At 67.6% G+C, this 21,910-nt stretch carries 36 protein-coding genes; 1 reads left to right on the top strand and 35 read right to left on the bottom strand.

Annotated features, from left to right (window positions below; translation table 11 throughout):
- Positions 1-10: 10 nt before the first annotated feature.
- The 35 genes from AB0I71_RS15540 to AB0I71_RS15370 all read right to left on the bottom strand — a co-directional run bounded on the left by AB0I71_RS15540 (position 11) and on the right by AB0I71_RS15370 (position 21,163).
- On the bottom strand, positions 11-367 hold the full coding sequence (locus AB0I71_RS15540; protein WP_357584986.1) for a DUF2190 family protein: 357 nt from the start codon (positions 365-367) through the stop codon (positions 11-13).
- A 2-nt stretch (positions 368-369) separates the two neighbouring features.
- Positions 370-2,217 (bottom strand): hypothetical protein, encoded by a 1,848-nt coding sequence (locus AB0I71_RS15535; protein ID WP_357584984.1) that lies wholly within the window; start codon positions 2,215-2,217, stop codon positions 370-372.
- A gap of 92 nt (positions 2,218-2,309) precedes the next feature.
- The gene (locus AB0I71_RS15530; RefSeq protein WP_357584982.1) at positions 2,310-3,260 is read right to left on the bottom strand and encodes a hypothetical protein; all 951 of its coding nucleotides are present in this window, start codon (positions 3,258-3,260) and stop codon (positions 2,310-2,312) included.
- A 157-nt stretch (positions 3,261-3,417) separates the two neighbouring features.
- Positions 3,418-3,651 carry a hypothetical protein gene (locus AB0I71_RS15525; protein WP_357584980.1) on the bottom strand — a complete coding sequence of 78 codons (234 nt, stop codon included), beginning with the start codon at positions 3,649-3,651 and terminating at the stop codon, positions 3,418-3,420.
- A 193-nt stretch (positions 3,652-3,844) separates the two neighbouring features.
- Positions 3,845-4,252: a hypothetical protein gene (locus AB0I71_RS15520; protein ID WP_357584977.1), complete on the bottom strand. Its 408-nt coding sequence runs from the start codon at positions 4,250-4,252 to the stop codon at positions 3,845-3,847.
- 72 nt (positions 4,253-4,324) lie between these two features.
- Positions 4,325-4,648, bottom strand: coding sequence for a hypothetical protein (locus tag AB0I71_RS15515; protein ID WP_357584975.1), 324 nt, complete (start codon positions 4,646-4,648; stop codon positions 4,325-4,327).
- Positions 4,649-4,727: 79 nt separating this feature from the next.
- Positions 4,728-6,446: a hypothetical protein gene (locus AB0I71_RS15510; RefSeq protein ID WP_357584973.1), complete on the bottom strand. Its 1,719-nt coding sequence runs from the start codon at positions 6,444-6,446 to the stop codon at positions 4,728-4,730.
- A gap of 14 nt (positions 6,447-6,460) precedes the next feature.
- Positions 6,461-7,981 carry a phage terminase large subunit gene (gene terL / locus AB0I71_RS15505; RefSeq protein WP_357585249.1) on the bottom strand — a complete coding sequence of 507 codons (1,521 nt, stop codon included), beginning with the start codon at positions 7,979-7,981 and terminating at the stop codon, positions 6,461-6,463.
- 75 nt (positions 7,982-8,056) lie between these two features.
- Positions 8,057-8,524: a hypothetical protein gene (locus tag AB0I71_RS15500; RefSeq protein ID WP_357584971.1), complete on the bottom strand. Its 468-nt coding sequence runs from the start codon at positions 8,522-8,524 to the stop codon at positions 8,057-8,059.
- Positions 8,525-8,711: 187 nt separating this feature from the next.
- Positions 8,712-8,936, bottom strand: coding sequence for a hypothetical protein (locus tag AB0I71_RS15495; protein WP_357584969.1), 225 nt, complete (start codon positions 8,934-8,936; stop codon positions 8,712-8,714).
- Positions 8,933-9,106: a hypothetical protein gene (locus tag AB0I71_RS15490; RefSeq protein ID WP_357584967.1), complete on the bottom strand. Its 174-nt coding sequence runs from the start codon at positions 9,104-9,106 to the stop codon at positions 8,933-8,935. Before AB0I71_RS15490 ends, AB0I71_RS15495 begins: the two co-directional genes overlap by 4 nt.
- A 113-nt stretch (positions 9,107-9,219) precedes the next feature.
- A complete protein-coding gene (locus tag AB0I71_RS15485) occupies positions 9,220-9,612 on the bottom strand; it encodes a hypothetical protein (protein ID WP_357584966.1) in 393 nt (130 codons plus the stop codon).
- Positions 9,609-10,346: a hypothetical protein gene (locus AB0I71_RS15480; protein WP_357584965.1), complete on the bottom strand. Its 738-nt coding sequence runs from the start codon at positions 10,344-10,346 to the stop codon at positions 9,609-9,611. Before AB0I71_RS15480 ends, AB0I71_RS15485 begins: the two co-directional genes overlap by 4 nt.
- A 114-nt stretch (positions 10,347-10,460) precedes the next feature.
- On the bottom strand, positions 10,461-11,423 hold the full coding sequence (locus AB0I71_RS15475) for a hypothetical protein (RefSeq protein ID WP_357584964.1): 963 nt from the start codon (positions 11,421-11,423) through the stop codon (positions 10,461-10,463).
- Positions 11,420-11,629, bottom strand: coding sequence for a hypothetical protein (locus AB0I71_RS15470; RefSeq protein WP_357584963.1), 210 nt, complete (start codon positions 11,627-11,629; stop codon positions 11,420-11,422). The genes AB0I71_RS15475 and AB0I71_RS15470 overlap by 4 nt, the downstream gene beginning before the upstream one ends.
- Positions 11,629-11,826, bottom strand: a complete 198-nt coding sequence (locus AB0I71_RS15465) for a hypothetical protein (protein WP_357584961.1) — start codon at positions 11,824-11,826, stop codon at positions 11,629-11,631. Before AB0I71_RS15465 ends, AB0I71_RS15470 begins: the two co-directional genes overlap by 1 nt.
- On the bottom strand, positions 11,823-12,170 hold the full coding sequence (locus AB0I71_RS15460) for a DUF6221 family protein (RefSeq protein WP_357584959.1): 348 nt from the start codon (positions 12,168-12,170) through the stop codon (positions 11,823-11,825). The genes AB0I71_RS15465 and AB0I71_RS15460 overlap by 4 nt, the downstream gene beginning before the upstream one ends.
- Entirely contained in the window at positions 12,167-12,451 is a 285-nt protein-coding gene (locus AB0I71_RS15455; protein ID WP_357584957.1) for a hypothetical protein, read from the bottom strand. Before AB0I71_RS15455 ends, AB0I71_RS15460 begins: the two co-directional genes overlap by 4 nt.
- On the bottom strand, positions 12,448-12,705 hold the full coding sequence (locus AB0I71_RS15450; RefSeq protein WP_357584955.1) for a hypothetical protein: 258 nt from the start codon (positions 12,703-12,705) through the stop codon (positions 12,448-12,450). The genes AB0I71_RS15455 and AB0I71_RS15450 overlap by 4 nt, the downstream gene beginning before the upstream one ends.
- A 46-nt stretch (positions 12,706-12,751) precedes the next feature.
- The gene (locus tag AB0I71_RS15445; RefSeq protein ID WP_357584953.1) at positions 12,752-12,994 is read right to left on the bottom strand and encodes a hypothetical protein; all 243 of its coding nucleotides are present in this window, start codon (positions 12,992-12,994) and stop codon (positions 12,752-12,754) included.
- Between the two features lie 2 nt (positions 12,995-12,996).
- Entirely contained in the window at positions 12,997-13,242 is a 246-nt protein-coding gene (locus tag AB0I71_RS15440) for a hypothetical protein (RefSeq protein ID WP_357584951.1), read from the bottom strand.
- Complete coding sequence (locus tag AB0I71_RS15435; protein ID WP_357584949.1) at positions 13,239-13,556, bottom strand: hypothetical protein; 318 nt, start codon at positions 13,554-13,556, stop codon at positions 13,239-13,241. Before AB0I71_RS15435 ends, AB0I71_RS15440 begins: the two co-directional genes overlap by 4 nt.
- 14 nt (positions 13,557-13,570) lie before the next feature.
- Positions 13,571-13,756: a hypothetical protein gene (locus AB0I71_RS15430; protein ID WP_357584947.1), complete on the bottom strand. Its 186-nt coding sequence runs from the start codon at positions 13,754-13,756 to the stop codon at positions 13,571-13,573.
- A complete protein-coding gene (locus tag AB0I71_RS15425; RefSeq protein WP_357584945.1) occupies positions 13,753-13,959 on the bottom strand; it encodes a hypothetical protein in 207 nt (68 codons plus the stop codon). Before AB0I71_RS15425 ends, AB0I71_RS15430 begins: the two co-directional genes overlap by 4 nt.
- Positions 13,956-14,393, bottom strand: coding sequence for a hypothetical protein (locus AB0I71_RS15420; RefSeq protein ID WP_357584943.1), 438 nt, complete (start codon positions 14,391-14,393; stop codon positions 13,956-13,958). Before AB0I71_RS15420 ends, AB0I71_RS15425 begins: the two co-directional genes overlap by 4 nt.
- The gene (locus AB0I71_RS15415) at positions 14,390-14,641 is read right to left on the bottom strand and encodes a hypothetical protein (RefSeq protein WP_357584941.1); all 252 of its coding nucleotides are present in this window, start codon (positions 14,639-14,641) and stop codon (positions 14,390-14,392) included. Before AB0I71_RS15415 ends, AB0I71_RS15420 begins: the two co-directional genes overlap by 4 nt.
- A complete protein-coding gene (locus AB0I71_RS15410) occupies positions 14,638-15,000 on the bottom strand; it encodes a hypothetical protein (protein WP_357584939.1) in 363 nt (120 codons plus the stop codon). The genes AB0I71_RS15415 and AB0I71_RS15410 overlap by 4 nt, the downstream gene beginning before the upstream one ends.
- Positions 14,997-15,416, bottom strand: a complete 420-nt coding sequence (locus AB0I71_RS15405; RefSeq protein WP_357584937.1) for a hypothetical protein — start codon at positions 15,414-15,416, stop codon at positions 14,997-14,999. The genes AB0I71_RS15410 and AB0I71_RS15405 overlap by 4 nt, the downstream gene beginning before the upstream one ends.
- A gap of 10 nt (positions 15,417-15,426) precedes the next feature.
- A complete protein-coding gene (locus AB0I71_RS15400; RefSeq protein ID WP_357584935.1) occupies positions 15,427-15,588 on the bottom strand; it encodes a hypothetical protein in 162 nt (53 codons plus the stop codon).
- A gap of 234 nt (positions 15,589-15,822) precedes the next feature.
- Positions 15,823-16,212: a hypothetical protein gene (locus AB0I71_RS15395; RefSeq protein ID WP_357584933.1), complete on the bottom strand. Its 390-nt coding sequence runs from the start codon at positions 16,210-16,212 to the stop codon at positions 15,823-15,825.
- Between the two features lie 172 nt (positions 16,213-16,384).
- Entirely contained in the window at positions 16,385-16,693 is a 309-nt protein-coding gene (locus AB0I71_RS15390) for a hypothetical protein (RefSeq protein WP_357584931.1), read from the bottom strand.
- Positions 16,694-16,898: 205 nt separating this feature from the next.
- Positions 16,899-17,873 (bottom strand): site-specific DNA-methyltransferase, encoded by a 975-nt coding sequence (locus tag AB0I71_RS15385; protein ID WP_357584929.1) that lies wholly within the window; start codon positions 17,871-17,873, stop codon positions 16,899-16,901.
- A 254-nt stretch (positions 17,874-18,127) separates the two neighbouring features.
- A complete protein-coding gene (locus tag AB0I71_RS15380; RefSeq protein WP_357584927.1) occupies positions 18,128-19,780 on the bottom strand; it encodes an AAA family ATPase in 1,653 nt (550 codons plus the stop codon).
- Positions 19,780-20,643: a hypothetical protein gene (locus tag AB0I71_RS15375; RefSeq protein WP_357584925.1), complete on the bottom strand. Its 864-nt coding sequence runs from the start codon at positions 20,641-20,643 to the stop codon at positions 19,780-19,782. The genes AB0I71_RS15380 and AB0I71_RS15375 overlap by 1 nt, the downstream gene beginning before the upstream one ends.
- 49 nt (positions 20,644-20,692) lie before the next feature.
- Positions 20,693-21,163, bottom strand: a complete 471-nt coding sequence (locus AB0I71_RS15370) for a hypothetical protein (protein ID WP_357584923.1) — start codon at positions 21,161-21,163, stop codon at positions 20,693-20,695.
- A gap of 293 nt (positions 21,164-21,456) precedes the next feature.
- Between AB0I71_RS15370 and AB0I71_RS15365 the strand changes: the two genes are divergently transcribed.
- Positions 21,457-21,663, top strand: coding sequence for a hypothetical protein (locus AB0I71_RS15365; RefSeq protein WP_357584921.1), 207 nt, complete (start codon positions 21,457-21,459; stop codon positions 21,661-21,663).
- Positions 21,664-21,910 lie beyond the last annotated feature (247 nt).

The raw sequence follows: 21,910 nt of genomic DNA, 5'->3' as shown, positions 1-21,910 counted from the left end.
GCTGGACTCCTCAGTAGCCGACGCGAACGGGAATGGTGGTGGTCGCCCCGGACGACACGGCGGCGAGGGCGTAGCCGAACCTCACGCCGTTGGTGGCGTCAGCGTTGATCTTGTGGGGGGTGGCGGCCGAGTCGTAGTAGACGATCGCGCCGACGGCGATAGCCGCGTCAGTGGTCGTCTCACCCTTCACCGACAGCTCGAACACGCCGTCGAGTGCGACGGTGGTGACACCGTTGGAGTCCTCGGTGGTGAGGGCGACGCCGGGGATCTGCCCGCAGATGACCGGGTCACCGGACTGCGGGGTGGTCGGCTGGGAGCAGACGAGCGGCAGGCTCTTGGTCCACATGTACACGGTGTTCTCGGCCATGATCAGGCACGCCCCTTCGCGGCGATCTTCGACTGGGCCTCGGAAAGACCGAGCGCACCGAAGAACTCGGTCATCTCCTGCTCGAAGCCGTCATCCTTGGCCGACTCTTCGGCCCGCTGGCCGAGCCCGTACGGCTGGCCGACACCGGCGGCTTCCAGCGCCTCCGCGCGGGCCTGCCGCACGTAGGCGGCCTCATCGGCGACGACCTGGCCGATCCGCTCGTCGAGGGCGGTCGTGTCGACGACACCCTCAGCGGTGGTCGGAACAGCGTCGAGGATCCGGGCGGTCACCCGGCCGCCGATCTGCGCGGCGACGTCGGCGTGCTCGGGGGCACGCAGCGCCCGGCTCACGGCCTCGGTGGCGGCGGCACGGTTCCGCAGCGCCCGGTTCTCCGACTCCTGCGCGGTGAGGGCCTGCTGCACGGTGGCGAGCTGCTGGGTGACCGGGCCCAGGGCCTCGGTGAGTGCGGCAGTGACGAGCGCCTGCACATCCACACGCGGCGCAGCCTCGGCGGCGGGCGCGGTGGTGGCGGTGTCGACGACCGGTGCCGTCCCCGCCTCAACCGGCGGCGTGCCGGTCGTGGTTCCCGACATAGCGGGTTCCTCCTTAGTGGGTGGGTTGGGTGCGGTCGGCGGGGCGCCGTCCGTCACGTCATCAGGGGCCGACGTGATGTCGGCCGGTTCGGTGGGCGCCTCGGTGGGCGGGGTGTCGGCGGGTCCGGTGTCGGGTGCCGTCTCTTCCGTCTGTGCGGACGCCGGCTCGGGCGGGTTCTGCCACAGGCCACGCTCGAACAGTTGCGGCGCATCGGACTGCACCCGGGCAACCCACGCTTGTAGGGCATCCCCGATCGCAGCCGACAGTGCGATCCGCTCATCGCGGGTGAGACGACCGTCGCCGTACATCTCGTCACCCAGCTCGGTGAGCCGCAGATGCAGACGGGATTCCAGCCACTGCCCGACGTTCGCGGCCTCATCGGCGGGGATCCGATGGCCGACGGATTCGAGCACCGAAATGATGCCGCCCCCGGCTGCTGGCTTCGTCACGAAATCGACCGACCTTCCCGACTCGATGCGCTCGACGACGAAGCATTCGCGGCCCTCGTACTCGCCCCGGTCGCCGGTCACCCAGGCTCGGATGGACATGCCGATGTGTTCGGCCATGCTCGTCAACGTTTCGCGCCACGGGTGGAACAGTTGAACCTCAGCCACCAGCGACTGTGTTTCTTCGTCCCAGCGGGCGTCTTCGGTGAGCGCACCGGCCAGGTTTTTGATCGACCCGGAGGGGCGGGCGGCGTCCTCTTCATCGGTGGCGTGATCGACGAAGGTGAGGCAGCCCTTCGCCCAGGCGCGGTTTTCGGCGGCGGCACGCAGGACGTGGGCGGGGTAGGCGTTGCCGTTGAGGGAGACACCGGCGCGGATGAGGCGGACGAGCATGCGGCCGGTGCCGGTGACGGTCGCACCGCCGACGGTGGCCTCTTGGACGCTGGTCTGCGCGGGCTGGTCGGCGTCGTCCTCGCCTGCGCCGACGTTGCGCTTGTCCCCGGGAAACACCCCGGTCATGATCTTGTGCAGCTTTGCGCAGTAGGCGGCAGGATCGGCGACCTTGCCCGTCAGTGCCCTTTCGCACCGGCCATGATCACCCGGCGTATTCCAGCGGACAGTGACAGTCCCACCCTTACCAACCGTCCAGTACTTCAGACCACGGGCTGCAATCGTGTCCGCCTCGGTCATGGGCTCCTCATCGTCGGCGGCTTCCGCAGCCACGTCCGGCGGATCCTCGACCGGCGGCACCATCTCGGCCGTATCGGGCTCGACCGAATCCGGCGTCTCCACCTCCGGCTCGTCCAGCACAGCCGGAGCAGACTCGGCGACCGCACGGCGGAACGCCTCATCAGAGAAGCCGCGCACACGCACAGCAGTCATTTCGGGATCGCCTCCCGCAATCAGGGTTGTCGCCGCTGATCGGCGATCCGTTCGAGGTCAGAAACCGGGCGGGGCGTATACGAATCCCGCCATGCGGTGTTGGTGCGCAACACGGCCAGGTCGTCCCAACCGACGGCACCGGAGCGGAGCAGGGCGAGACGTCGGGTGCCCATCACCTGCCGCTGCTGCGCGGGCGAGAGGGCGTCCCACGCGGCTTGCCGGTCGGGGATGGCGTCGGCGGGCTCGTCCACGTCGAATCCGAGTTCGCGCCACGGCTTGACTCGCGGGGATCTCGCGCATCGGCCTTGGTTGTGGTCGAGAGGGCCCGGCGTGTCTAGTGGCCACACTGTGCCATGCATCGCCCAACAGCTAGAGCACGTCCGAGCCGCGCCTTTGCCATTGACTGTCGCCAGCCATTGCCAGCCATCCAAGACGTCCGCGTTGACGCTGTGGGCGTACCGCGATGCCGTCCGGTACGCATCCAACGTCTCTGTGCGGGCGATCACGGCAGCCCGGCTGCTGCCACCCTCGAACGCGCCTTGTACCGCTGCCACAGCACGCCGCGCCGCAACGGTCGGGTTGTCACCCAACCGCACCCCGCGCACCAACTCGCGTCGGATAGCGGCAGCAGCATCAGCACCCAGCGGGCGGGTTTGCGCGGTGATGGCCTGCCCGACCCGGACGCGGATCACATCCAGGGCCGACGGGAGGATCCGCTGTGCGACCCGCTGCCGCATGTCGTCCCGGTAGGCGGCCGGCACCTGCGACGCGATGACGTGTGGTTCCGCCTCGACGGTGGCGGCGATTGCGAGCCCGGCGGCTGCGGTGACCGTGACGATCGTTGCGGCAGTCAGGCCGTCCAACTCGGCCGTGGTCGCGTCGAGCGCGGCGGGGACTTGTTCGATGCGGCCGATCTCGACCGGGGTGGGCCAGCGACCGTGTTGGGCGGCCCACGCCACCAGCAGATCCACAGCCTCACGCCACGACGGGGCGATGCGCTGCCATGCTTGCGTCCACTGCTCAGCCAGGTCGCGTACGGCGTCGTCGGCGTGCTGCCCGACAGCGGTTCGCATGGCGCGCAGCAGTTGCAGGGTTCGGGAGGTGACAGCCACCGGTCACCCCCGGCTGCTACCGCTGCTCGCGTAGCGTCCGCTCGGCTGCGGCGAACCGTTCGTGCATGTCGTCGCCGTACTGCCACGGCTCGGATCCGTCGCCCATCAGCGACCAGCCGGTCACGTCACCGCCGTCATCGACATGTAGGGCGAGGGCGTAGCCGCGAGGGTGGAAGACGGCGGCGTTGATTAGCCACAGCAGGCCGGAATCTCTCAACTCGCCGAGCGGGCGCCCATTCTCGCCGGCCATCAGGTGCCGTCCGAGCGTTTGCCCCGCTTGCGGAACAGACTCAGGTCCAGTTGAGGGCGAGGCTGCTCAACCAGCGGGGGCAGCGGCGGCAGGCAGCCGGTGCAAGCGGCTACACGGCATGCCGGCCAGTGCAGGCTGTTGCCGTATTACTCCGGGGCCGTCGTGGTCACCCATTCGTCCCGAAGCATCCGGCTCACGTGGGCTCCCCATCGGGGCGTTCCAACGGCGCGGCGGGGTTCAGCGACGTTGAGGGCTGCTCGTAGCCGGACTCCATCCGCGTCTCCATCGTCTGCGTGCCGTGACGGAACGGGCTGATACCCGAACTGTCACCCGACCACAGTCGGGCCATCGCCGACCCGTCCGGGTTGCATTCGTCCATGCCGTGCCAGGTGCCGCCGCGCGGGGTGCGCCCGATCGCCGTGTCGTACTCGCATCCGCCGCTGCTGAGCGGGTGGAAGAACAGGCCGGTCGGGTTGACGACGCACAGGCCGAGCAGATGCTTGCTGCCGTGCTCGGTGACCGTCGCTGCACGGCACACCGACGGGAACTCACCACCGGGCGTTCCGAATGACACATAGTGCACGGTGTCGCCGATACGCATGTCAGTTGCTCCCCAGACTTGGTGTTGGGGTGGCCGACCTGTACGACCACCCCAACGCGACACGACCGGCCGTCAGATGCCGCCGCGCTCCCGGTCCTCCACCGAACCCGGAGCCGGCTCACCCTCCACACCCGGAACGGGGGCAGGCTCCACCACCGGCGGCTCGTAGCCGTCATCCGCAGCCGACGCGGCCTCACGCAGCGCATCCACGTCCGCCTTGATGGCGTCCACCAGCGCCTGCTGCTCCTCGTTCAGGTCACCGTCCTGCAACTCGCGTACCCGGTCCTCCAGACGGCCGATGGCGTCCCGCAGGTTGGTCGACGACGCGGCCTGAGCCTCCGCGAGCCCGTCGAGCCGCAGCCGCAGGTCGTTCATCTCGTCACCGAACTTGCCCATCCTGATCTCCTGCCTGTGCAGTGCTGTCAGCACCTCAGTGATTCCGAGGCGCCGCTGTACATGCCGCCACACGACTTGTTCACCCCCGCCTACGTCTGCCCTTGGGTGTCGCCGGCCCGGGGAGAGGCAACGCCAACTGCTCGACGGCGGCCTCTTCGACGGGCGGCTCATCCGGTTCGTCGTCGGGCACCATCGGGCCCGGACCGGACGTCGCCGGATCACCGCCCTGCCTCGTCGCAGCGGCCGGCGTGTTCAGTGGCGCAGGCTGCGGCCACAGGAACTCGCCGCCGTCACCCGTCAACCGCTCCATGATCTGGTCGACGCGGCGCACACCAAGTGCGGTCAGCAGCAGCCGCAACGTCACCTCAGGCGGCACCGTGCCCGTGCCGGACGCTTCCACGACCGCCGTGACGACCTTGCCCATGTCCACGTCATCCAGGCGCGGCCAGTCAATGTCGATCGTCGGATCCGTGTCACCGTCCAGACGGATGACCTGCTGACCCCAGTCATCCACGATCACCGCACCCTTGAGGCGTCCCTTGGGTGCCTCCACAGATGCGGCGATCACATAGCGGAACACCCGGTGCAGGACTTGCGCCCACACATCCCGCCGCTGCGTCATACCCCGCTCAAGCGGATCATCCAACGTCTCGGCGGTGGCACGTGCACCAGTCAAACCGGGATCGCCGAGCAGCATCGTCACCGGCAAACCGAAGGCAGCGGCAACCATCGCCGCCAACGGACGTCCAGAGTCCGAATCCAACGTGGCGCCGGACTTGGAGACCGCCTCCAACTGCACGTCAGGCGGCAGCACCGCCGTAGCCCCAGCATGGTTCGGTTCACCAGTCGCCGAATCACGGGACGGGGCGGCAGCAAGGCGGGTGCGGACGGCGGCGTTACGGCCACCCGGTGCGCTGGCCTTCCACGCATACCGGGACAGGGACCGCATCAAACGGGCCCAGTCTTCCAGGAACTCCTTGTACGCCTTCGCCCAATCCAACGCGGGGTAGGCGTCCGGGATGCCGCGCCGCCAACCCAACGGCTGGTTGACGGCAACATGCAGGACAGGTGACCACCAGTCGACCGGCGTACCGGCGTACATGGTGGGCTTCGATGCGGGCCGGTAGTCGATCGCCGGATACAGGCGCTTCCGAACCTCCCGCACCGGGTTACCGGAACCATCACGGCCAACATGGGTCCAGCGGCGCAGATAAAACCAGGGCGTGTCGGCGTCCTCCGGATCGCAAATGATCTCGGCGATTTCGTCGGCCGGCAACACCCGCGTTTGCACCCGACCAGTAGCCGGACGGGTGAACAAGGCCAGGAACACTTCGCCGTCGCAGCCCAGACCGAACGTCTCCAACTGGTCGCGTGCGTTGGCGCCGGTGAACGTCCGCTGATTGCTGGGGTCGTCGAGGAACGCCCGAACGACACCCTGCACATCCTGCTGCCCGTCCTCACGCCCATTCGCGCGGGCGGTGATCTCCACACCCTGACCCCACACATACGAGCTGCGCAGGTTCAACGCGTGGCGGATCAGCGGCGACTTGATAGCAAACAGGCGGCAGATCGCCCGCATCTGCACAAGCGCCTCAGGCGAAAACTCGTGCTCGCCCTGCGCCGTCAGATGAATCCAACCCGGCTCATACAGGGCCCGTTGCAGGTCCGCGACCGTTTCCTGTAGCAGCTCGTTGTTGTTGGCTTCCTGCTCAAGACGGGTCAGCAGGGTTTGCATCTTCGCCTGCAACTCGACCTCGGCAGACGGGGCAACCTCGGCGACAGCGGCAACCTCAGACACCAGCCACCCCCAGGTCACACGAGCGAGATGCTGAACCCGTCGTCCTCTTCATCCACGTACAGGTCATCGCCCGCCAGAATCGGGTTGATCAGTAGCCTGTTCAGGGCCTGCGACATCGCATCCACCTGATCGTCATGGGCGGCGTTCGGGAACCCGGCGGCCTCCTCGATCAGGCCGTCAACCCACGGGCACAGCTCCGGTGCCGGCAGGAACACGTTCCCCGCCTCAATCAGCGGCGACACAGCAGCAGCCCGAGCCGACTTCGACCCGTCCGGCTCCACCGGAATCAGCCCCGGCACCGAACGTTTCAGGAAGTTAATGACCGCCGTGCCGTTGGCCTTGTCCTCCACCAACTTCGCTGTCGCCTGAGGCCAGCGAGCCGCGAGCAGCCGCACCGCCTGCAACGTCTCCACGAACGTCATCCGCCGAGACACCTGGTCGAGCAGGTACGCGGACGCGCCGCGACGCCCCCACACCTGCCCGCACACGTAGTCCGCGCCGCCGGTGCCCTTGAACGCCATATCCCACGAAGCGATCAGCTCATCGAAGCCGTGCGCCCACCGCGCGCCATCACCACGGTCGGTCCACTGCGGGTTGTCGTAGAACTGCCACCAGTCGCGCCGCAGCATCCCACCCTCAGGCGGCGACGGGCGACCCTGATACAGGGCCTGCCAGTCGCGGGATCCGGCCTGAACCTTCACCTGCTCCCACTCGGTCACCGAGCGGGGCTGGCCGGTGTGCTCATTGATGCGCGCCGACCGCATGTACTCACCCGGCAGCCGGCCAAGCGGATCCGTTTCACCCCGGTCCGGGTTGTGGTCGGCCTGGGCTGGAATGTTGATGACCCGCCAGCGGTGGCCGTCTTCCCGACCGAGCAGCCACCCGGCGAGGTCGTCTTCATGCCAGCGGGTGAGGATCAGCACCACCGGTGCGCCGGGGGCAAGACGCGTCGAGCCGGTGGAGGTCCAGAAGCTTTTCGCCTGCCGCCGGTACGCCTCCGATTCGGCGCGTTCCCGGTTGGCAACCGGATCATCTATGAAAAGCCAGTCTGCGGGGCGTCCGGTAATTCCGCCGCTCAGGCCGATCGATCGGACCCCGCCACGACGTCCGGCGATTCTCCACGACGACACGGAGCCGTTGTCGGGTGCGATGCGCAGCCCGAGGTCAAGGGTGCCGTCTTCGCCTTGGTTGGCGGTGATGTGGCCCCGGATGTCGCGGCCGAACTCGTTGGCAAGGTCGGCGCTGTAGGAGACGACGACGATGCGCCGGTCAGGGTTGCGGGTCAACGCCCACAACGGCCCGATTTTAGTGACCCTGGTCGATTTGCCCTCTTGTGGGGGCATTGAAATGATCAGCCGGTCACATGCGCCGGCCTCCACATCCACCAACGCCGCATCAATCAGATCCAAGGCCGGCGTCTGCACCGTCGAAGGGTCGACAGCCCGCGCCAGCTCGCCCGGCGACGCCCACACCTGCCCCGGCTTCGGCGGCTCGAACATGCGGGCAGCGGCTTCCCACGGCGACACCGGAGCCATCGTCACAGCCATCACCTAGCCGATCAGTTGACTACCCGCCCAGACCACGAAGCCCGCCACACATCGGCCGAACGGTCAGCCGGAAACGGCCCGCAGATGCCGAGGCACCACCTCAGCCACACGCGCCGACTGCTCAGCGGAAAGATTCAGATCACCCAGAATGCGCCGGATCACCTCAGCCAGCATGGCGCCCTGCTGCTCAGCCAGCCGCACCTGCCGCTCAGCGATACCCGCCGCAACCGCTTTCGCCGCGAAACCGGCAGCACGGTCACGTTCGTCGGCTTCCAACTTGGTGATGGCCCGCACGTACTCGCCGGTCTTCACCGGATCACCCTCGGCGGTGACGGTGTACGTGTCACCGGTCAGCGCCTTACGCAGGTCGCCGTCCTTGTCGGCAACGATCCGTTCCAGCTCGGCCGCGTAGGCGGCAGCCCGAGTGGCGGACTGCGACACCAGCCGCAGTAGCAGCTCGCCGGGGTCTACGTGCGTGTCACCCAGACCCCATTCGACGACGGCTTCCCGAACGGCTTCCTGGGCGCGCACCGCAACGACCGCCCGACCCATGTGCTTGCGGCAGGCCGGCGGTTCGGTGCCCCGGACGGCGACTGCCCGGCATGGTTGCCGGTCTCGCTGCCGCAGCTTCGTGCAGCGTGGCGCGTTGTCGCGGCCGGTGGTGTCGGGGTTTGGGTTCGCCATAGGGGATCTTTTCGTTGAAGAGGGCCGCCCTTGTCTAGGCGTCGGGGTCGAGTGCGAGGGTGACGGTTTCGGTGGCAACTTCGCCGGGCCCGACCGTGTAGCTGTGGCCGTCATCGTCGAGCCTGTGTCGGACGACTTCGACTTTGCTTGGGCCGATGGTGACGCTGCGGAGGGTCGACGGGTCGACGGGATCCAGGCCGAGGTCGCGAAGGAAGTCGAGAACCTTGGCGAGGGGTACGCGGTGCGGGTCGCTGCTCACTGCGGCTCCTTGTGTTCGCGTCCGTCCAGCGAGTGGTGGATGTGCAGCCATCCGTCGGAGCCGTCCGCCCGGGTGACGCGCTCGGGGCGGGGTCCGCACAGGCAGGTGTCGTCGGTGGTGTGGTCGATGAGGTCACCGACGGGGGTGACGTGCAGGTCGTCGTAGGCCACTGTGAGCCTCCCGGAATGCCGAAAGCCCGCCGAGCGGTGAGGCTCAGGCGGGCTTTGGCGAAGTTCCGAATCTGACCGAAGAGACACTTCGGGATTCGCGCGCAGCGTAGCCCTTACGCCTCGACCTGCGCAACACCTGTGCGAGGCCGGTTCTGTTGGAGGTCTTTCAAATCGGCGACTCGGTATCGCCATCCGCTGGTGGTGTGTTCGCCGTTGAGTCGTCCGGCGAGACGTAGACGGCGGATGTTGGCGGTGGAGGTGCACAGGAAGTCGGCGGCGTCGGCGGGGTCTAGCAGGTCGTCGTCGTCGGCGGTGACGACTTTGGGGACGGCCCACGTTTCGCCGAACTGTTGGGCTGTGCGGTCGGCGTCGTCGCAGGCATCCGCGTCTAGTGCGCGGAGACGTGCCCGGTACATGTGGGCGATTTTGCGTGCGCGGACTAGGGGGTTGTCGCCGGGGTGGGGCCAGCGGTTGCGGCCGGGCTGCCGGTCAAGGTCGGGGTTCATGCCGCAGCCCGGCTGCGGGTGGGCCACACCAACTGGGTGACGTATTGCTGGTAGTCGTCGTGGGGCCAGGTGGTGTGGCATGCGGCGCAGTACACGTCGCAGGGGTCTTCTGCGTGGCGGGGTTCGTCGCGGTGCAACTGGTCTTGGCCGCAGCCTGAGCAGGTGCCGGGTAGGTGGGTGGTGCGGTGTGTGCGGCCGAGCATGCCCCGTGCCCGTTGGTGGAGGTGTTGGAGGTGGTGGATGGCTTCCCAGCCGGTGAGGGTGGTGGGGGTGTCTTCGCAGCCGGTGGGGTAGACGTCGGCGGCTTCGACGGAGGCGAGGGCGCGTAGGTGTGTGGTGAGGGTGGTGATGGCGGTTTGGAGTGCGGCGCCGGGCCGAATGGTTCCGCCGGGGCGGGGGGTGAGGTTGGTGTGGTCGCGGACGACGTCTTCCCATGTGGTGGCGACGTGCACGATTTCGGCTTGTAGGGCTTCGGCGGCCCCGTTGAGTGGCATGGGTGGGGCGGCTTTCCCGGCGGGCTGCATGTTGAGGGCTTGGGACAGGGTGGGGGCTTGTAGCTGTTCGAGGTCTACGTAGTCGTAGATGAGGTTGCGGATGTCCCGGTGGGCGGCGGTGAGGCACGGGTCGCACAACGGCAGGCTGGTGACGTCGGCTGGCTGTTTGGTGATGGTGTTGTATGCGCGGCAGCGGGTGTCGGATGTGCAGTGCCGGCCGCTGTCGGTGGTGTCGGTCATGATGGTGGTCCCCCCGGACGGTGCTGGTTAGGCTGGCGGGGAACCCTTCGCTTGGGGGCGGGGGTAGTTGGTGGGTGGCGGTCCGAACCTGGGGAGGGGTCGGGCCGCCACCGTCTAGGTGATGCTGGCGCGGAACAGTTCGCGCGGGTCCATGATCCGGCCTTCGATGTCGGCTATGACGCGGCTGCGGTAGGCGTCCAACGCCCGGATTTGGCCGAGCATTCGCACCTCTAAACGCTCGACGGTGCTTGGCAACGCCCTAACGATGCGGTCGACGTCGGATTCCGCTGCCGCCTGCAAGTGGGCGCGCGCTTGGCGGTACCCGGCGGCTTCGATCTGTACGCGTAGCCGCAGACGGGTGGGGCTGGCGAGGACGGTCAGGGTCAGCGGCGGGCCGGGGAACGGTGCCCGGCAGCCGGCGCACAGTTGGCAGTGTTCGATGTCGGCGTCGCCGGTGGCCCAAAGCTCGCTGGTCTGCGCGTACATGGCTGGGGTGGGGTGGAGGGTTGCGCGCCTGCCGTCAAGTGGGGGCCGACGTGTCCCGCATCGGGCGCAGCGGCGGCGGAGGGTCCAGGGGAACCGATGCCAGTCATTGGTGGTGGGTATGACGTCGGCCCACGGGTCGCTGTCGGGTTCGAGGTGGCGGCTGTTGCCCAGCTCGCGTTCCAACCGCTGCCACGTGCCGTGGATGCGGGCCGCCTGTTCGAGGGTGATGGGGTCTTGCCGGCCGCCCATGTCGGTGAGGTCGCAGCCAACGTAGCGGTGTCCGTCGTCTAGGCGGAGATGCCACACGGTGGGATCGGATGCCCGCTCGAAGATTTGCGCGTTGTGGCGGCCGGTGTAGCCGCACCGCTGCGAGCCGATCGGAATCAGGTCCGTGTCGTCGGTGGCGGTGACAAGGTCGGGCCGCCAGCGCATCGGGGTGGCGTAGTGGCCGGACTCGCGTGTGTCGGTGTCGGCGGCGTGGTGGGTGGGTTCGCAGTCGGGGCCGCAGTAGGGGGAGCCGGGGCGCGGGTCGGCACCGCAAGGGCACCGGCCGTCGATAGTTGAGTCGATGCGGCTCAGAATGTCGGTCATCGGTTCAACCGCCTCCCGCTCCCATCAGGTGATAGCCCGGCGCGGATGCGTTCCATGCGCAGTTGGTGGCGGGTTTCGTCGAGTTTGGTGGTGCCCTCCATGTAGCCGAACAGGGCGTAGAACAATGCCCCGATCGGGGTGAGGATGATCGCCCCGCCGATGAGTGCGGCAACCGCCCACAGCGCAACTTCAAGCCAGTAGGGCATTACAGCGCCTCCATGATTCGCCGCAGGGTGTCGTGTCCGTCCGCTTCCAACTGCTGTGGGCTGGGTGGTGTGACCGCATGCTGATGGTCGCCGGCAGGCCAGTTGTAGATCAGGTCGGGGTGGGGTTGGTTGAGCCGCCAGTCTTCGATCACGGTGTCGGGTTCGACACCACACCACCAGCAGCGGACGTCGGTCACTGCGGTCCCCATTCGGTGCGGTAGCCGGGCTGCGCGGCGTGCGGTGCGGCCATCTGCTGCTTGATCGGGCAGTCGTCCCCGGTGGCGAAGTCTCCGCCGTCGCAGCGGTGCACGTCCGCCGCGTGGTCGGCGAGGATCTGCCGCATCGCTGCGAGTTCGGCGAGCCGTTCCGTGCAGGCCCGTTCGACGGCGGGCCAGTGATACCAGCCGGGGATTTCTTTGCCCAGCAGCCTCGGTTCTTTGAGGGTGAGGATGGTTTGCTGCGCCCAGTACAGCAGTTCCCGTGTGCGTGTTTCGGCGTCGTCGATCTGCTTGGTAAGCCACGCCGTCAGCTCGTGGGTCACGGCATCCACACCTCCTGCTCGGCCCGCTCGACAAAGGTTTCGCCGCCTGCCCGCACCACCCGCCGGAACGCCTGCTTCTCTAGCAGACGCGTGTAGGCGGCGAGCACCTTGCGGGCTTTCCGGTTGGCTCGCTTGGCACCGAACACATGCCAACCGTTCCCGCTCGGCGCCCACCGGATGAGGCCGTGGCGCACGTACACCAGATGCCACCATCGGCCGGTCCGCTCGATAACCGCTTCGGGTTCGCCAGCCTCCCGCCACGGCCGGGATTCGCTGGTCACTCGCTGCCTCGTTTCCTGAGCGCGTCCACGATCACGTTCCGTTTTGCTCGGATACGTGCGGCGAGCCCGTCGATGGTGCGCGCTTCCGGATGCCGGCCTTGGCGGGCGTCGCGGATGGCGTTGTCGCGTTCCAGCATGACCAGCCGCAGCGTCTCGCGTCCGTTGGTGACGAATTCGTGGCATGCGGCTGCCCGCTGGACGGGGTCGGCGACCTTGCGTAGTGCGGTGAGGGTGGCGTTTTCGCTGGTCGGCACCTGTTTATTGTACGCGTTGTGTGCCGCATTCAGCATGCGCCTGACCTCACTGTGGAGCGCCTCTGGCGGGTGTCTCTTTGTCGTTTTCGGGCGGACATTCCTGCCAGTCGAACAGCGACGGACCATCCTGCGGCAAGATGTCCGGCATGCGTGGTGAGGTTGGTGGGGTGAGGCCGCGCTGCCGGGCGCACTCGATGCCGTAGCCGTCGATGACCGGGCCAACCGGAATGGGGCGGTGGCAGCCTCGGCAGTAGGCGGGTGGGTGGCCCGGCAGCAGCGGCAGCGTCATCGTCAGTCCAGCGGTGCCAGGTTGGCGAGGAACCGGCGCAGGTCATGGCCGTACACCACCGGACCGTGTGGGCCGCAGCCCGTCGGCTTGTGCGCCTTCGACTCGTAGTCGTATTCGATGCCGTCGCAGAAAGCCAACGTCTGCCCGCGCATCCACCGGCCGAAGGCGTCGGTCTGCCCGGCGAGGATCGCTTCCATTTGGTCGTAGGTGTAGCCCCGGCGGCAATCCGGGTCGGGCAGTGTGGTCACGGTTGGCCTTTCGGGTTGAGTGTGCGGTTGCGTTGCTGGTTGACGAGTTGGGCGGCCTGCTCGTACGGGACGGTGAGCGGCCACCTGCCGTCGCCGCGTTGCGCGCAGTCGACGTTGTGGGTTTGTCCGCCGGAGGTGCGCCAGTACCGGCAGCACACGAGCGGCGGCCTCGCCGTGTCGTAGCGGTCGATGACCTGCCCCAACTGGCGTGCGGCTTCCATTACGTCGGGTGTCTGGTTGCCTTGGTATAGGAGCGCGTTGAGCAGGGTGCGGCCTCTGGACACGACCTCGGCCACGGTCGGGCGGCCGGTCACAGCGGCACCGCCGTCTACGGGTCCAGGATTTCGCGACCGCCGGGCATCAGGGTGACTGTCTGCCGGGCGACCGTGCCGCCGTACAGGGCGGCTTCACGGCGCGCATCGGCTTCGCTGATGCCTTTCAGCGTGCCGTGGGGTAGTGCCACCTTCCACCGTTCGACGACGATCGGCACCACGATTCGGGGATTGTCGGTCACGGCGACTCCTGGGTTTGGTTGGTGCGGCCACAGTCGGGGGCGGTGCAGCGGGCAACATCGCCGTCCCACTCGACCGTCACCACCGGCCAGCCGTCGGGGCTGTTGCGGCGCGAGTGGCCGGAGATCGGGCATTTCCAGAACTTGATCCGCACGCCTGCGAACGCTTCCAACAGGTCGATGTCGCTGCCGTCTCGCCCGGTCACGGCTTCACCTCCACCGGCTCGAACGGGGTGGTGTGCTGGAAGCGTCGCACCAGCACCGCCCGACCCGGCCACGACGGATCCTCGGCCCGCTTCTGGTCATGCCAGTCGACGCGAGCTTGAGCGTGAGCACGGGTCTGCGCCGTGTCGGGTTCTTCCATGAGCGTGTCGCCACGGTAGAGGCGGGTGTTGAACTGCTCCACCGTGTCGGTACCGGCGGGCAGTAGCCGCCCGTCAAGGGCCGCGTTGTGCAGTTCGGCGATACGCTCCGCCAGTTCACGGGTGACCATGTCGGCGACCGTCACACCACCGTTCGCGGGTGTGAGGCCGTTGCAGGTCACACACCAGCCGCCGAGAGTGTCCTCAGGGACGGCAGTCCACCGTGAGGTGAGGACACTCGTGGTGTAGTCGTCGGCGGCGCGGGTCGTGTCGGTCACGACGTCGCCCCTGTCTCCCGGTCGTGGCATTCGCAGATGCAGGTGGATCCGTCGTTACGGCAGCCACCCTCAACATCGGCGTGCTGCGGCCAGTGCGCGCCACCCCACCCGCTGCACTTCATGCTGCGGCTGTTCTGGGCGATGTCCCGTTCCGCCTGGGCGAGCAGCCGTGCCCGGATTTCGGCGCGTTGGCGGGCCCGACCGGCGGAGTCGAGCGGGAACGGGCTTGTCACTGGTGTCGCGGTCACAGTCGGCCTCCCGTCAGCTTGCGCAGCATCGCGACCACCGCACCCAGCCGGGTTCGCCGGTAGGTGGCCTGGATCGCGTCGGGGCTGACGGCGTAGAACTCGCCCAGCCGTCCGCGCACAATCCGATGCCCGACCGGCACCGGAAACCAGTTCTGCTCTTGCTCGTTCCACACGTGGGCCTGCTCCCACTGCTCGGTGCTGTCTGCGGGCAGCAGGAACCGGCGTACACCGTCGTCGCGGCGGCCGGTCCACGCCTTGATGTGCCGGGCGCGTTCGGGGGTGCCGTCCCACAGCATCGTGTCAACGGCGGTGGAGATACGGCGGTACCGCTCCACCGGCAGGCCAGTCGCGGTAGTCATGCGGGCACCGCCGGAGCGAAATCGGCCGGATCCAAGTCAGGGTCGATGTCCGCCGGGTTGATGCCACGCCTCACCAGCACATCGGCAAGCCACTCCTCCCATTCGCCGTTGAACGCCCCTACCTCGGGGGTCAACCCCCAGATGACCTCGGGCGCGTAATCCTCGGTGTACATCAGCGCAGCAGCGGCGGCGGTGGCCGAGCTGCCAAGCAGCGCGAGGTAGCCGATGTCCGGACGGGAGCCCGGCTGCGGGTTGGGCGGCAAGTTGCGGCACTCGATGCGGTTCGTGGCGTACGCCGCCAATGCCAGGGCGGCGTAGTGGCGGATCCACGTGTCGGCGGTGACGTCGGCGCCGGTTTCGGGGGTGGGTGCGAGCGTGAGTGCCGCGTTCATGGGGTCGGTTTTCGTGTCGGTCATTGGTGCCTCCTCAGGCTTCGGTTTGGGTCAGGTCGGGCGGTTCCACCATCGGGAAACCAGCCCACAGTTCGGGGTCGGACCATCCGCCGTTGTCGGCGTCGCTCGGTTCACGTCCGGCGAAGAACCAGTCGTCGGCGGTACCGCAGTCGACCTCGCCCGGTTGCAGGCTCACAGGCCACCCCCGGCCATGTGGATGCCGTGCTGCGGACAATCAGCCTGTGTGGCGCGCACCGGGCCGTCGATCGCGGCTACGAGCACACATCGGCCGCAGCCGTCGTAGCGGTCCCACGGGCCGAGTCCGGCGGGTTCTGGGGGTGTGGTGGGGATGGGGTGGGAGTCCCAACCGCAGCCGGGGCACGGGCCACCGTCGGCGCTGTGCCACTCATGCCGGCAGTCGGGGTGCGGGTCAGGTGAGGCGGTCACAGCAGGCCACCTCCGCGCGGTCCGTGCTGATGCGCAGCCGGCCATCGATGCTGTCCACCCAGCACGCATACCGGCCCGCCACCGACGACGGCATCCCCGCCGACTCCTCAGCGGCGGCACTCACCCGGCAACCGAACTCGGCCAACTCGCAGCCGCGCGGGTGATGAACCGTCCAGCCGCCGTCCCGCACTTCGAGGATGTGGCGCGTCTTTTCGGCCCGGTCGGGTGGCTGCCAGCCGGCGGCGACCAGCGCATCCAGCGTGGCGGTCACGATGGTGCCGGCTTCGCCAGCGGAGATCGGCCAGCCGATACGGGCGCGAACCATGGCGGCGGTCTGCTCCACGTCGGCGTCGGTGTACGGCTTGTCGCTCACCTCGGCCTCCTGCTGATGCTCCAAGTCGCGCGCTGCGGAGTTGCGTCAGGCGAGAGGTAGAGAACAGGCCGCAGGCCATGCCGGCAGCTCAGCCCGATGGACAGCCATCCCCGGTTCGGCCATCCGGCGTCGATCTGCCAATGCCTCCACCACCTGAACAGGTGAACGCGGATCATCTCGTTGTCTCCTTCGTGGCCAGTTGGGCGGGCTTCGTAGCGGGGCCGGTGTGCAACTGCTCAGTCATCAGCGGCCCGTCCTCGGAACAGATGAACGGGGCAAGGTCGGTGGTGCCCAGCCACGCGAGCAGCCGAATCAAGTTGTCGGCCGACGGTCCGTGGCCCTGCCCCAGCCGGGTGAGCAGGCTCGGTCCGCCGATTCCGGCCTGCCGCAGCACCTCACGGTTACCGCGAATCCGGCGCTTGCGGCGTTCCCGGTCGATCGCTGTGTACAGGGCCTCGCAGTCGAGGTGAGCGCCGGTCATCGGTCGGCTCCTTCACTGGCCTGCTCGGGCTTGTCGTACCGGCACACGCTTGCGGTCGGAGCACCCCGCCAATAGGTGGGCGACGCCGGACACAACTGACACCCCGCAACATGCCCAGCCACACCAGACTTGGTCGGAAACGCACACGCCACCACGCCGGTCTGCGCCACGGGTTCAGTCACGGCCGGTTCTCCCTGCTGCGACATCACGCCGCATCCCCGAACATCAGCACGCCCTGCGCGAGACGCGTCCTCAGCGCAAGGTCGAGATACTTCGCCGACAAATCGATTCCCACGAACCGCCGCCCCAACTGGTTGGCGACCATACCGGTGGTGCAGCTCCCGGCAAATGGATCGAGCACGATGCCACCGGGCCGACCCCCAGCAGCAATGCAGCGGCGGGCCAGACCAGGCGACATGACGGCGAAGTGGGCACCGGAGAACGGTGCGGTAGGGATCAACCACACGTCACCAGGATTGCGGCCCAACGCATGGTGGCCGAGGCCGTCCGCGCCTGGTGTGCGCTGCTGAGTGCTACCGGGTTTGACAGCCTTCGCTGACCATTCACTGCCGCCGCGTGTCTTGAGAGTTGCCGGACGGTCTGCCGTGACGGCTGGTTCCCTAATGGCGTCGAGATCGAACCAGTAGCGCTGCGCCTTGGCGAAGAGGAACAGTTCTTCGCTTCGGCTTGACAGTCGGTCAGTGACGCTCTCGGGCATGGCGTTGGTCTTGTGCCAGACGATGCGGTTCCGCAGAATCCAGCCGTCGTCTTGAAGGGCGAACGCCACCCGCCACGGAATGCCGAGCAGGTTCTTCGGCGGCAAGGTACTGGCCAGTCGGGTCCGCCCGGTGTCCTGTCGCCGTGTCTGGGCGACCACGGCGTCAGGGCCGACACCCGAGGTTCCCCCGGTCGACGCGTACGAGTCGCCGATGTTCAGCCACAGTGTGCCGTCGTCTGCGAGCACCCGACGCACCTCGGAGAACACGTCGCGCATCCGCTCCACGTACGCGGCCGGAGTCTCTTCCAGCCCGTACTGGCCGGGCTCGCCGTAGTCGCGCAGCCCGTAGTAGGGCGGGGAGGTGACCACGCAGTTGACGGACCCGGATGCCATGGCACGGAGCACGTCGAGGGCGTCGCCGTGGTGCAGTGTGACACTGTCATCGCTGTAGTAGGGCTTCACGCCGCCTCCCCAATCGGCTCCGTGCGGTCCGGCAACGCCACAACCCGGGCGAGCCGCCGCCAATACTCGACATTCGTCCGAAACACCCGAACCGGCCCCGTCAACCCGACCTGGGCGCGAGCAGCAGGCAAATGCGGGTCACACACGTAGCGGGTCATGCCTTCGCCGGGGGCACCAGACGACACCTCCCACGAGGCGACAGCACCCGTAGCAAGGCCGCAGTAGTCACAGCACATCGACCGGCTCCTTCCACATCACGACCACCTCGAAGGGCCAGTCGGCTTGATAACCCCCGGCGTCACCGGCTCCTCAGCCGCACCAAACGACACCTTCCACGGCCAATCGCCCGGATCACCCCACGTCAAATAGCCCGGCCACTGCCGCTGATCCCGCATCCCACGCCAATGCCGAATCTCCACATCCATCACCGGCTGCCCCGGCGCCGGATCCTTACAAGGGGCGATACCGAAACCGAACTCCGGCCACCGCAGCAGCAGACTCGACCCGACCGGCCGCACCGACCGGTTCTTGCCCGCCTCGCCGTGGCCGGCGTGCGCCTCAATGAACAGGGCGCAGTCGACGGCCGTGCGCGCCTTATCCAGCACTGCCACCGTGCGGCGGGCCGCCATCTCGTCTTTGATGTCGGCGTTGTGCAGCCGGTAGAACGGGCCGATGAACAGCATGTCCGGCTGGTGGGCGGTCACCCGTTCCATCAGCCACTCCTCATGCTCAGGGTGGGTGAGGTCGATGCCTTCCGGCTTGTGGATGAGCCGCAGCATGCCCTCAGCGGGCCGGCAATCCTTCTTTACCGTCACGTCGGCGATCTGCCGGTACTTGCGGCGGCCCTGACGCTCCGAGTTTTCGCAGTCGATGACCAGCACCTTCACCGGCTCGATGCGCCGGTGGTGCAGGAACGGGTGCACCCCGGCAGCCATGGCCACGGCCATCTGCCGGGCAACCATGCTCTTGCCCAGCCCCTCGAATCCTGTGAAGAGGACACGGTCGCCGCGTTCCAGCAGGTCGGGGATCAGCCACTTGTACGGCTCATCCTCCACCGACAGGAACTCCCACAGATCAGGGGCGAGATCCGGCTTGGCGGGCTTCTGCGACCGCCACGTCACCTCCATGTCCGCGAGGTTGTGGCCGGCGTTCACATGGTCGGTGGCGTCCTTGCCGTCCTTCGCTTCCCAAATCTCGATCTCGGCGGCGACACCCAGCAGGTTGTCGCGGACCTGCCGGGCGTGAGCCTGACCGGGAGCGTCCTTGTCCGCGATGATGGTGACGACCGCTTCGCGGAAGAACTCGTTGTATTCCGGCTTCCACTTCCCGGCGCCACCCGGATTGCAGGTGGCCACCAGCCCGTGCTTTTCGAGGGTGTGAACGTCCTTCTCGCCCTCGCAGATGAACACGAGCTTGCCGTCTGCGACGGCTTCGATCACCTTCGGAAGCCGGTACGGAACGCGGCGGGTGTCACCAAGCCTGTAGGACCAGCCGTCACGGGCTGACGGGTCAGGCCGGCGTTGCAGGAACTTCTTATCGGGCGAGCGGCACACCTGGAACAGCAGGTTGCCGTCCTCGTTCACGTACTCGTAGACGGCGGCCCAGCGCGCCGACCCGGCTTGGACGAGCTGGCCGTTGCGGCGGCCCTGCCAGTTGTCGCGCTCGACCTTCTCGCGCGGCTTTGACAGATCCTCCCAACCGAGATCCATCTTGGCGAGAATGTCCTCAGGGGCGCACCCCGCGTGACAGTGGAGCAGGACGGGGTGTTCCTTGCCGCGTCCGAGGGACAGGCTGGCGGATCCGTCGTCGTGGGCGGGGCAGCGGGCCATGTAGCCGGAGCCGGACTTTTTGATGCCGTCCAGCTTCGGCAACACGATCTCGTAGAGGGCGTCCACGGTCTGGGTCATCAGTTCTCCCACCACGGGCGCGGACCGGCGGGGGCTGCCTCAGCCAGTTCGAGGAAGTCGTTGAACCGCTCACCGTTCAGCCAGGTGGTGGGGTGTGGCACGTATTTGATGTCCCGGGGTGTCTTCGGGTGGTTGCGGAACTGCAACGCGGCGTGTGTCAGACCTTCGGGGGTGGCGCCGTTACGCAGCGCCTTGAGCCACGCCTTGCGGGCGTGGCCCTTGTCGGTCTTGCGGGGGTACGCCTCCCAGAACGCCACCCAGTGTGGGTCGGTGTCGATCTGCTCGTTCGTCCATGACTTTTTCGGCGCGGACGACGGGGTCAGGTCGGGCTGCGGCTCGGTGTGCTCAGGATCGGGCGTGGCGAAGAGGGCGGCATTGTCTTCGTCCGTCGGCGTAGCCGATGAGGGAGATACATGCTCCATGCTCCCTGTCCCATAAAGAAGCGACGACTCATCCAGGTGCCGCGCGAACTCGTCCGAGCGGCGCGCAGACGAAACCGTGTCGTTCTCCGACTGCGGCTTGAGCAGTACAGATGACTCGTCGTCCGGTCCCGGCAGCTTCGTGGGAACCTTGTCCGGCTCCAACCTTTGGTGGTTCGCCAGCTTCGGCAGGTAAATGAACGTCCCGGCGGGGGTGCGGTACTGCACGACCTTCCCCGCCAACGTCAGCGAGCCGAGCAGCATGGCGATGGCGTCCGGCGTCAGGTCATCGTCGTACGGGAACAACTGACCCTTGATGTATCGGGGGTCGCCGCGCAGGCGGCTGTGCTCATCGGCCAGGTTCCACAGCCCGATGTAGAGCAGGCGGGCGTCCCGCGACACCTGCTCGGCAAGATCCTGGTCAGCCCAGTATTCGGGCTTCACAGACCTGATTCGTGCCACTGCTGCTCCTATGTGCTGGTGCGGAAGGGGGCTATGCAAGCTGGGGCGCCCGCGCGAATCGCGCCGACCGCGCGGCGCGGTAAGCGTCGAGAATTCGCGGGTTGTCGCCGCTGACGTACATGCGCTCGTCCTGGATGCGCGGGCACCCGCAGTGGATGCGCCCGCCGCGAGCCTGGAACTGGATGTCGAAATGCAGCCCGGTTGGGCAGGCGCACCAAGCGACATGCCAGTCAGCGAGAGTGACGATCGACTGGTCGTACCATTCGTCGGCCCGAGGCGGGCCGTAGTGGTCGACGGTGTCGGGGTTCGGGATGGGTCCGCAGAACATGGCGGTGCGTCCCCGGTCCCACTGCATGGCGACCATGCCGGCGAAGTGCTGCCACCGCTTGACCCCGGCGGGGTCGACGTGGTCGGGCATGGACGGTTTGATTTCGACGTACAGGCCAAGCTTGGGAAGGTGGAAATCCGGCAGGTAGTTGAACTCACCGTTGCCGTGCTTCACCTCGAACTCCGCCCGGTAGCCCTGGGACTCGTGTTCCCATGCGAGGCCGAGGTGATCGAAGAAGACGGCCCACCTTGCTTCTGTCCGGGAGCGGAACAGGCAGCCGGCGTACCGGGTTTCGATGGGCCGGAGTTGGCTCCTCACGGCGTCTGCCGTCCGGCGATGTTGACCTGTCGGAGCATGCGGTTCTCCTGCGTGAGAGGTGCTTGGCCAGCGTCGATGGGGACGGCTTGGCCTCCTGACCTTGGATAGCGTACGCTATGTACGTCACGTACGCCAGTTACCTTATGGACATGAAGGGCGTTGAAGTCATGGGGATCATGCAGTTGCGCAAGGCGCTCGGTCAGCGCATCGACGCCGCGTTCTTCCACGGCGAGCCGACCGTCATCAAGAACGAGAAGAAGGACGAGCCGCGCGCCGCGCTCATCCCGTACGACTGGCTTGTGGAGCTGTACGAGCGGCGGAAGCGTGACGCCAACTCCGAGCCGCCTGCCAGCTAGACGACGCTCACACCCACCAAGCCCGACGCCCCCGCAGCGTCGGGCTTTCCTGCTGCCCCCGTTCACCGCCGCCCCCGGTTTTTGGCCACGGTCCGCGTGTGCCAATGCCCCGCACACCGGTACGGTTCCTGCCGGTCGAACCCGTCACGCCGTGACGCGGTCGCGGCGGCCAATGCGGCGGCAACCCGATCCCGGTACCGGATTTTTTCGGGGGTGGGGCAAGTTCTCGGAGCGGCCATGGGTGTTC

Source organism: Micromonospora sp. NPDC049891 (assembly GCF_040660295.1).
Classification (GTDB): Bacteria; Actinomycetota; Actinomycetes; order Mycobacteriales; family Micromonosporaceae; genus Micromonospora.
Note: the sequence above shows the minus strand (reverse complement) of the source record. Positions and strands in the feature narration are given on the sequence as shown.

Excerpts from the sequence above, each read along its gene's own strand:
- AB0I71_RS15540 (WP_357584986.1), bottom strand. The coding sequence starts at position 367 with ATGGCCGAGAACACCGTGTACATGTGGACCAAGAGCCTGCCGCTCGTC.
- AB0I71_RS15525 (WP_357584980.1), bottom strand. The coding sequence starts at position 3,651 with ATGGCCGGCGAGAATGGGCGCCCGCTCGGCGAGTTGAGAGATTCCGGC.
- AB0I71_RS15520 (WP_357584977.1), bottom strand. The coding sequence starts at position 4,252 with ATGCGTATCGGCGACACCGTGCACTATGTGTCATTCGGAACGCCCGGT.
- AB0I71_RS15515 (WP_357584975.1), bottom strand. The coding sequence starts at position 4,648 with ATGGGCAAGTTCGGTGACGAGATGAACGACCTGCGGCTGCGGCTCGAC.
- terL (WP_357585249.1), bottom strand. The coding sequence starts at position 7,981 with ATGGCTCCGGTGTCGCCGTGGGAAGCCGCTGCCCGCATGTTCGAGCCG.
- AB0I71_RS15485 (WP_357584966.1), bottom strand. The coding sequence starts at position 9,612 with ATGAACCCCGACCTTGACCGGCAGCCCGGCCGCAACCGCTGGCCCCAC.
- AB0I71_RS15480 (WP_357584965.1), bottom strand. The coding sequence starts at position 10,346 with ATGACCGACACCACCGACAGCGGCCGGCACTGCACATCCGACACCCGC.
- AB0I71_RS15475 (WP_357584964.1), bottom strand. The coding sequence starts at position 11,423 with ATGACCGACATTCTGAGCCGCATCGACTCAACTATCGACGGCCGGTGC.
- AB0I71_RS15470 (WP_357584963.1), bottom strand. The coding sequence starts at position 11,629 with ATGCCCTACTGGCTTGAAGTTGCGCTGTGGGCGGTTGCCGCACTCATC.
- AB0I71_RS15445 (WP_357584953.1), bottom strand. The coding sequence starts at position 12,994 with ATGACGCTGCCGCTGCTGCCGGGCCACCCACCCGCCTACTGCCGAGGC.
- AB0I71_RS15410 (WP_357584939.1), bottom strand. The coding sequence starts at position 15,000 with ATGACTACCGCGACTGGCCTGCCGGTGGAGCGGTACCGCCGTATCTCC.
- AB0I71_RS15405 (WP_357584937.1), bottom strand. The coding sequence starts at position 15,416 with ATGACCGACACGAAAACCGACCCCATGAACGCGGCACTCACGCTCGCA.
- AB0I71_RS15390 (WP_357584931.1), bottom strand. The coding sequence starts at position 16,693 with ATGACCGGCGCTCACCTCGACTGCGAGGCCCTGTACACAGCGATCGAC.
- AB0I71_RS15380 (WP_357584927.1), bottom strand. The coding sequence starts at position 19,780 with ATGACCCAGACCGTGGACGCCCTCTACGAGATCGTGTTGCCGAAGCTG.
- AB0I71_RS15365 (WP_357584921.1), top strand. The coding sequence starts at position 21,457 with ATGAAGGGCGTTGAAGTCATGGGGATCATGCAGTTGCGCAAGGCGCTC.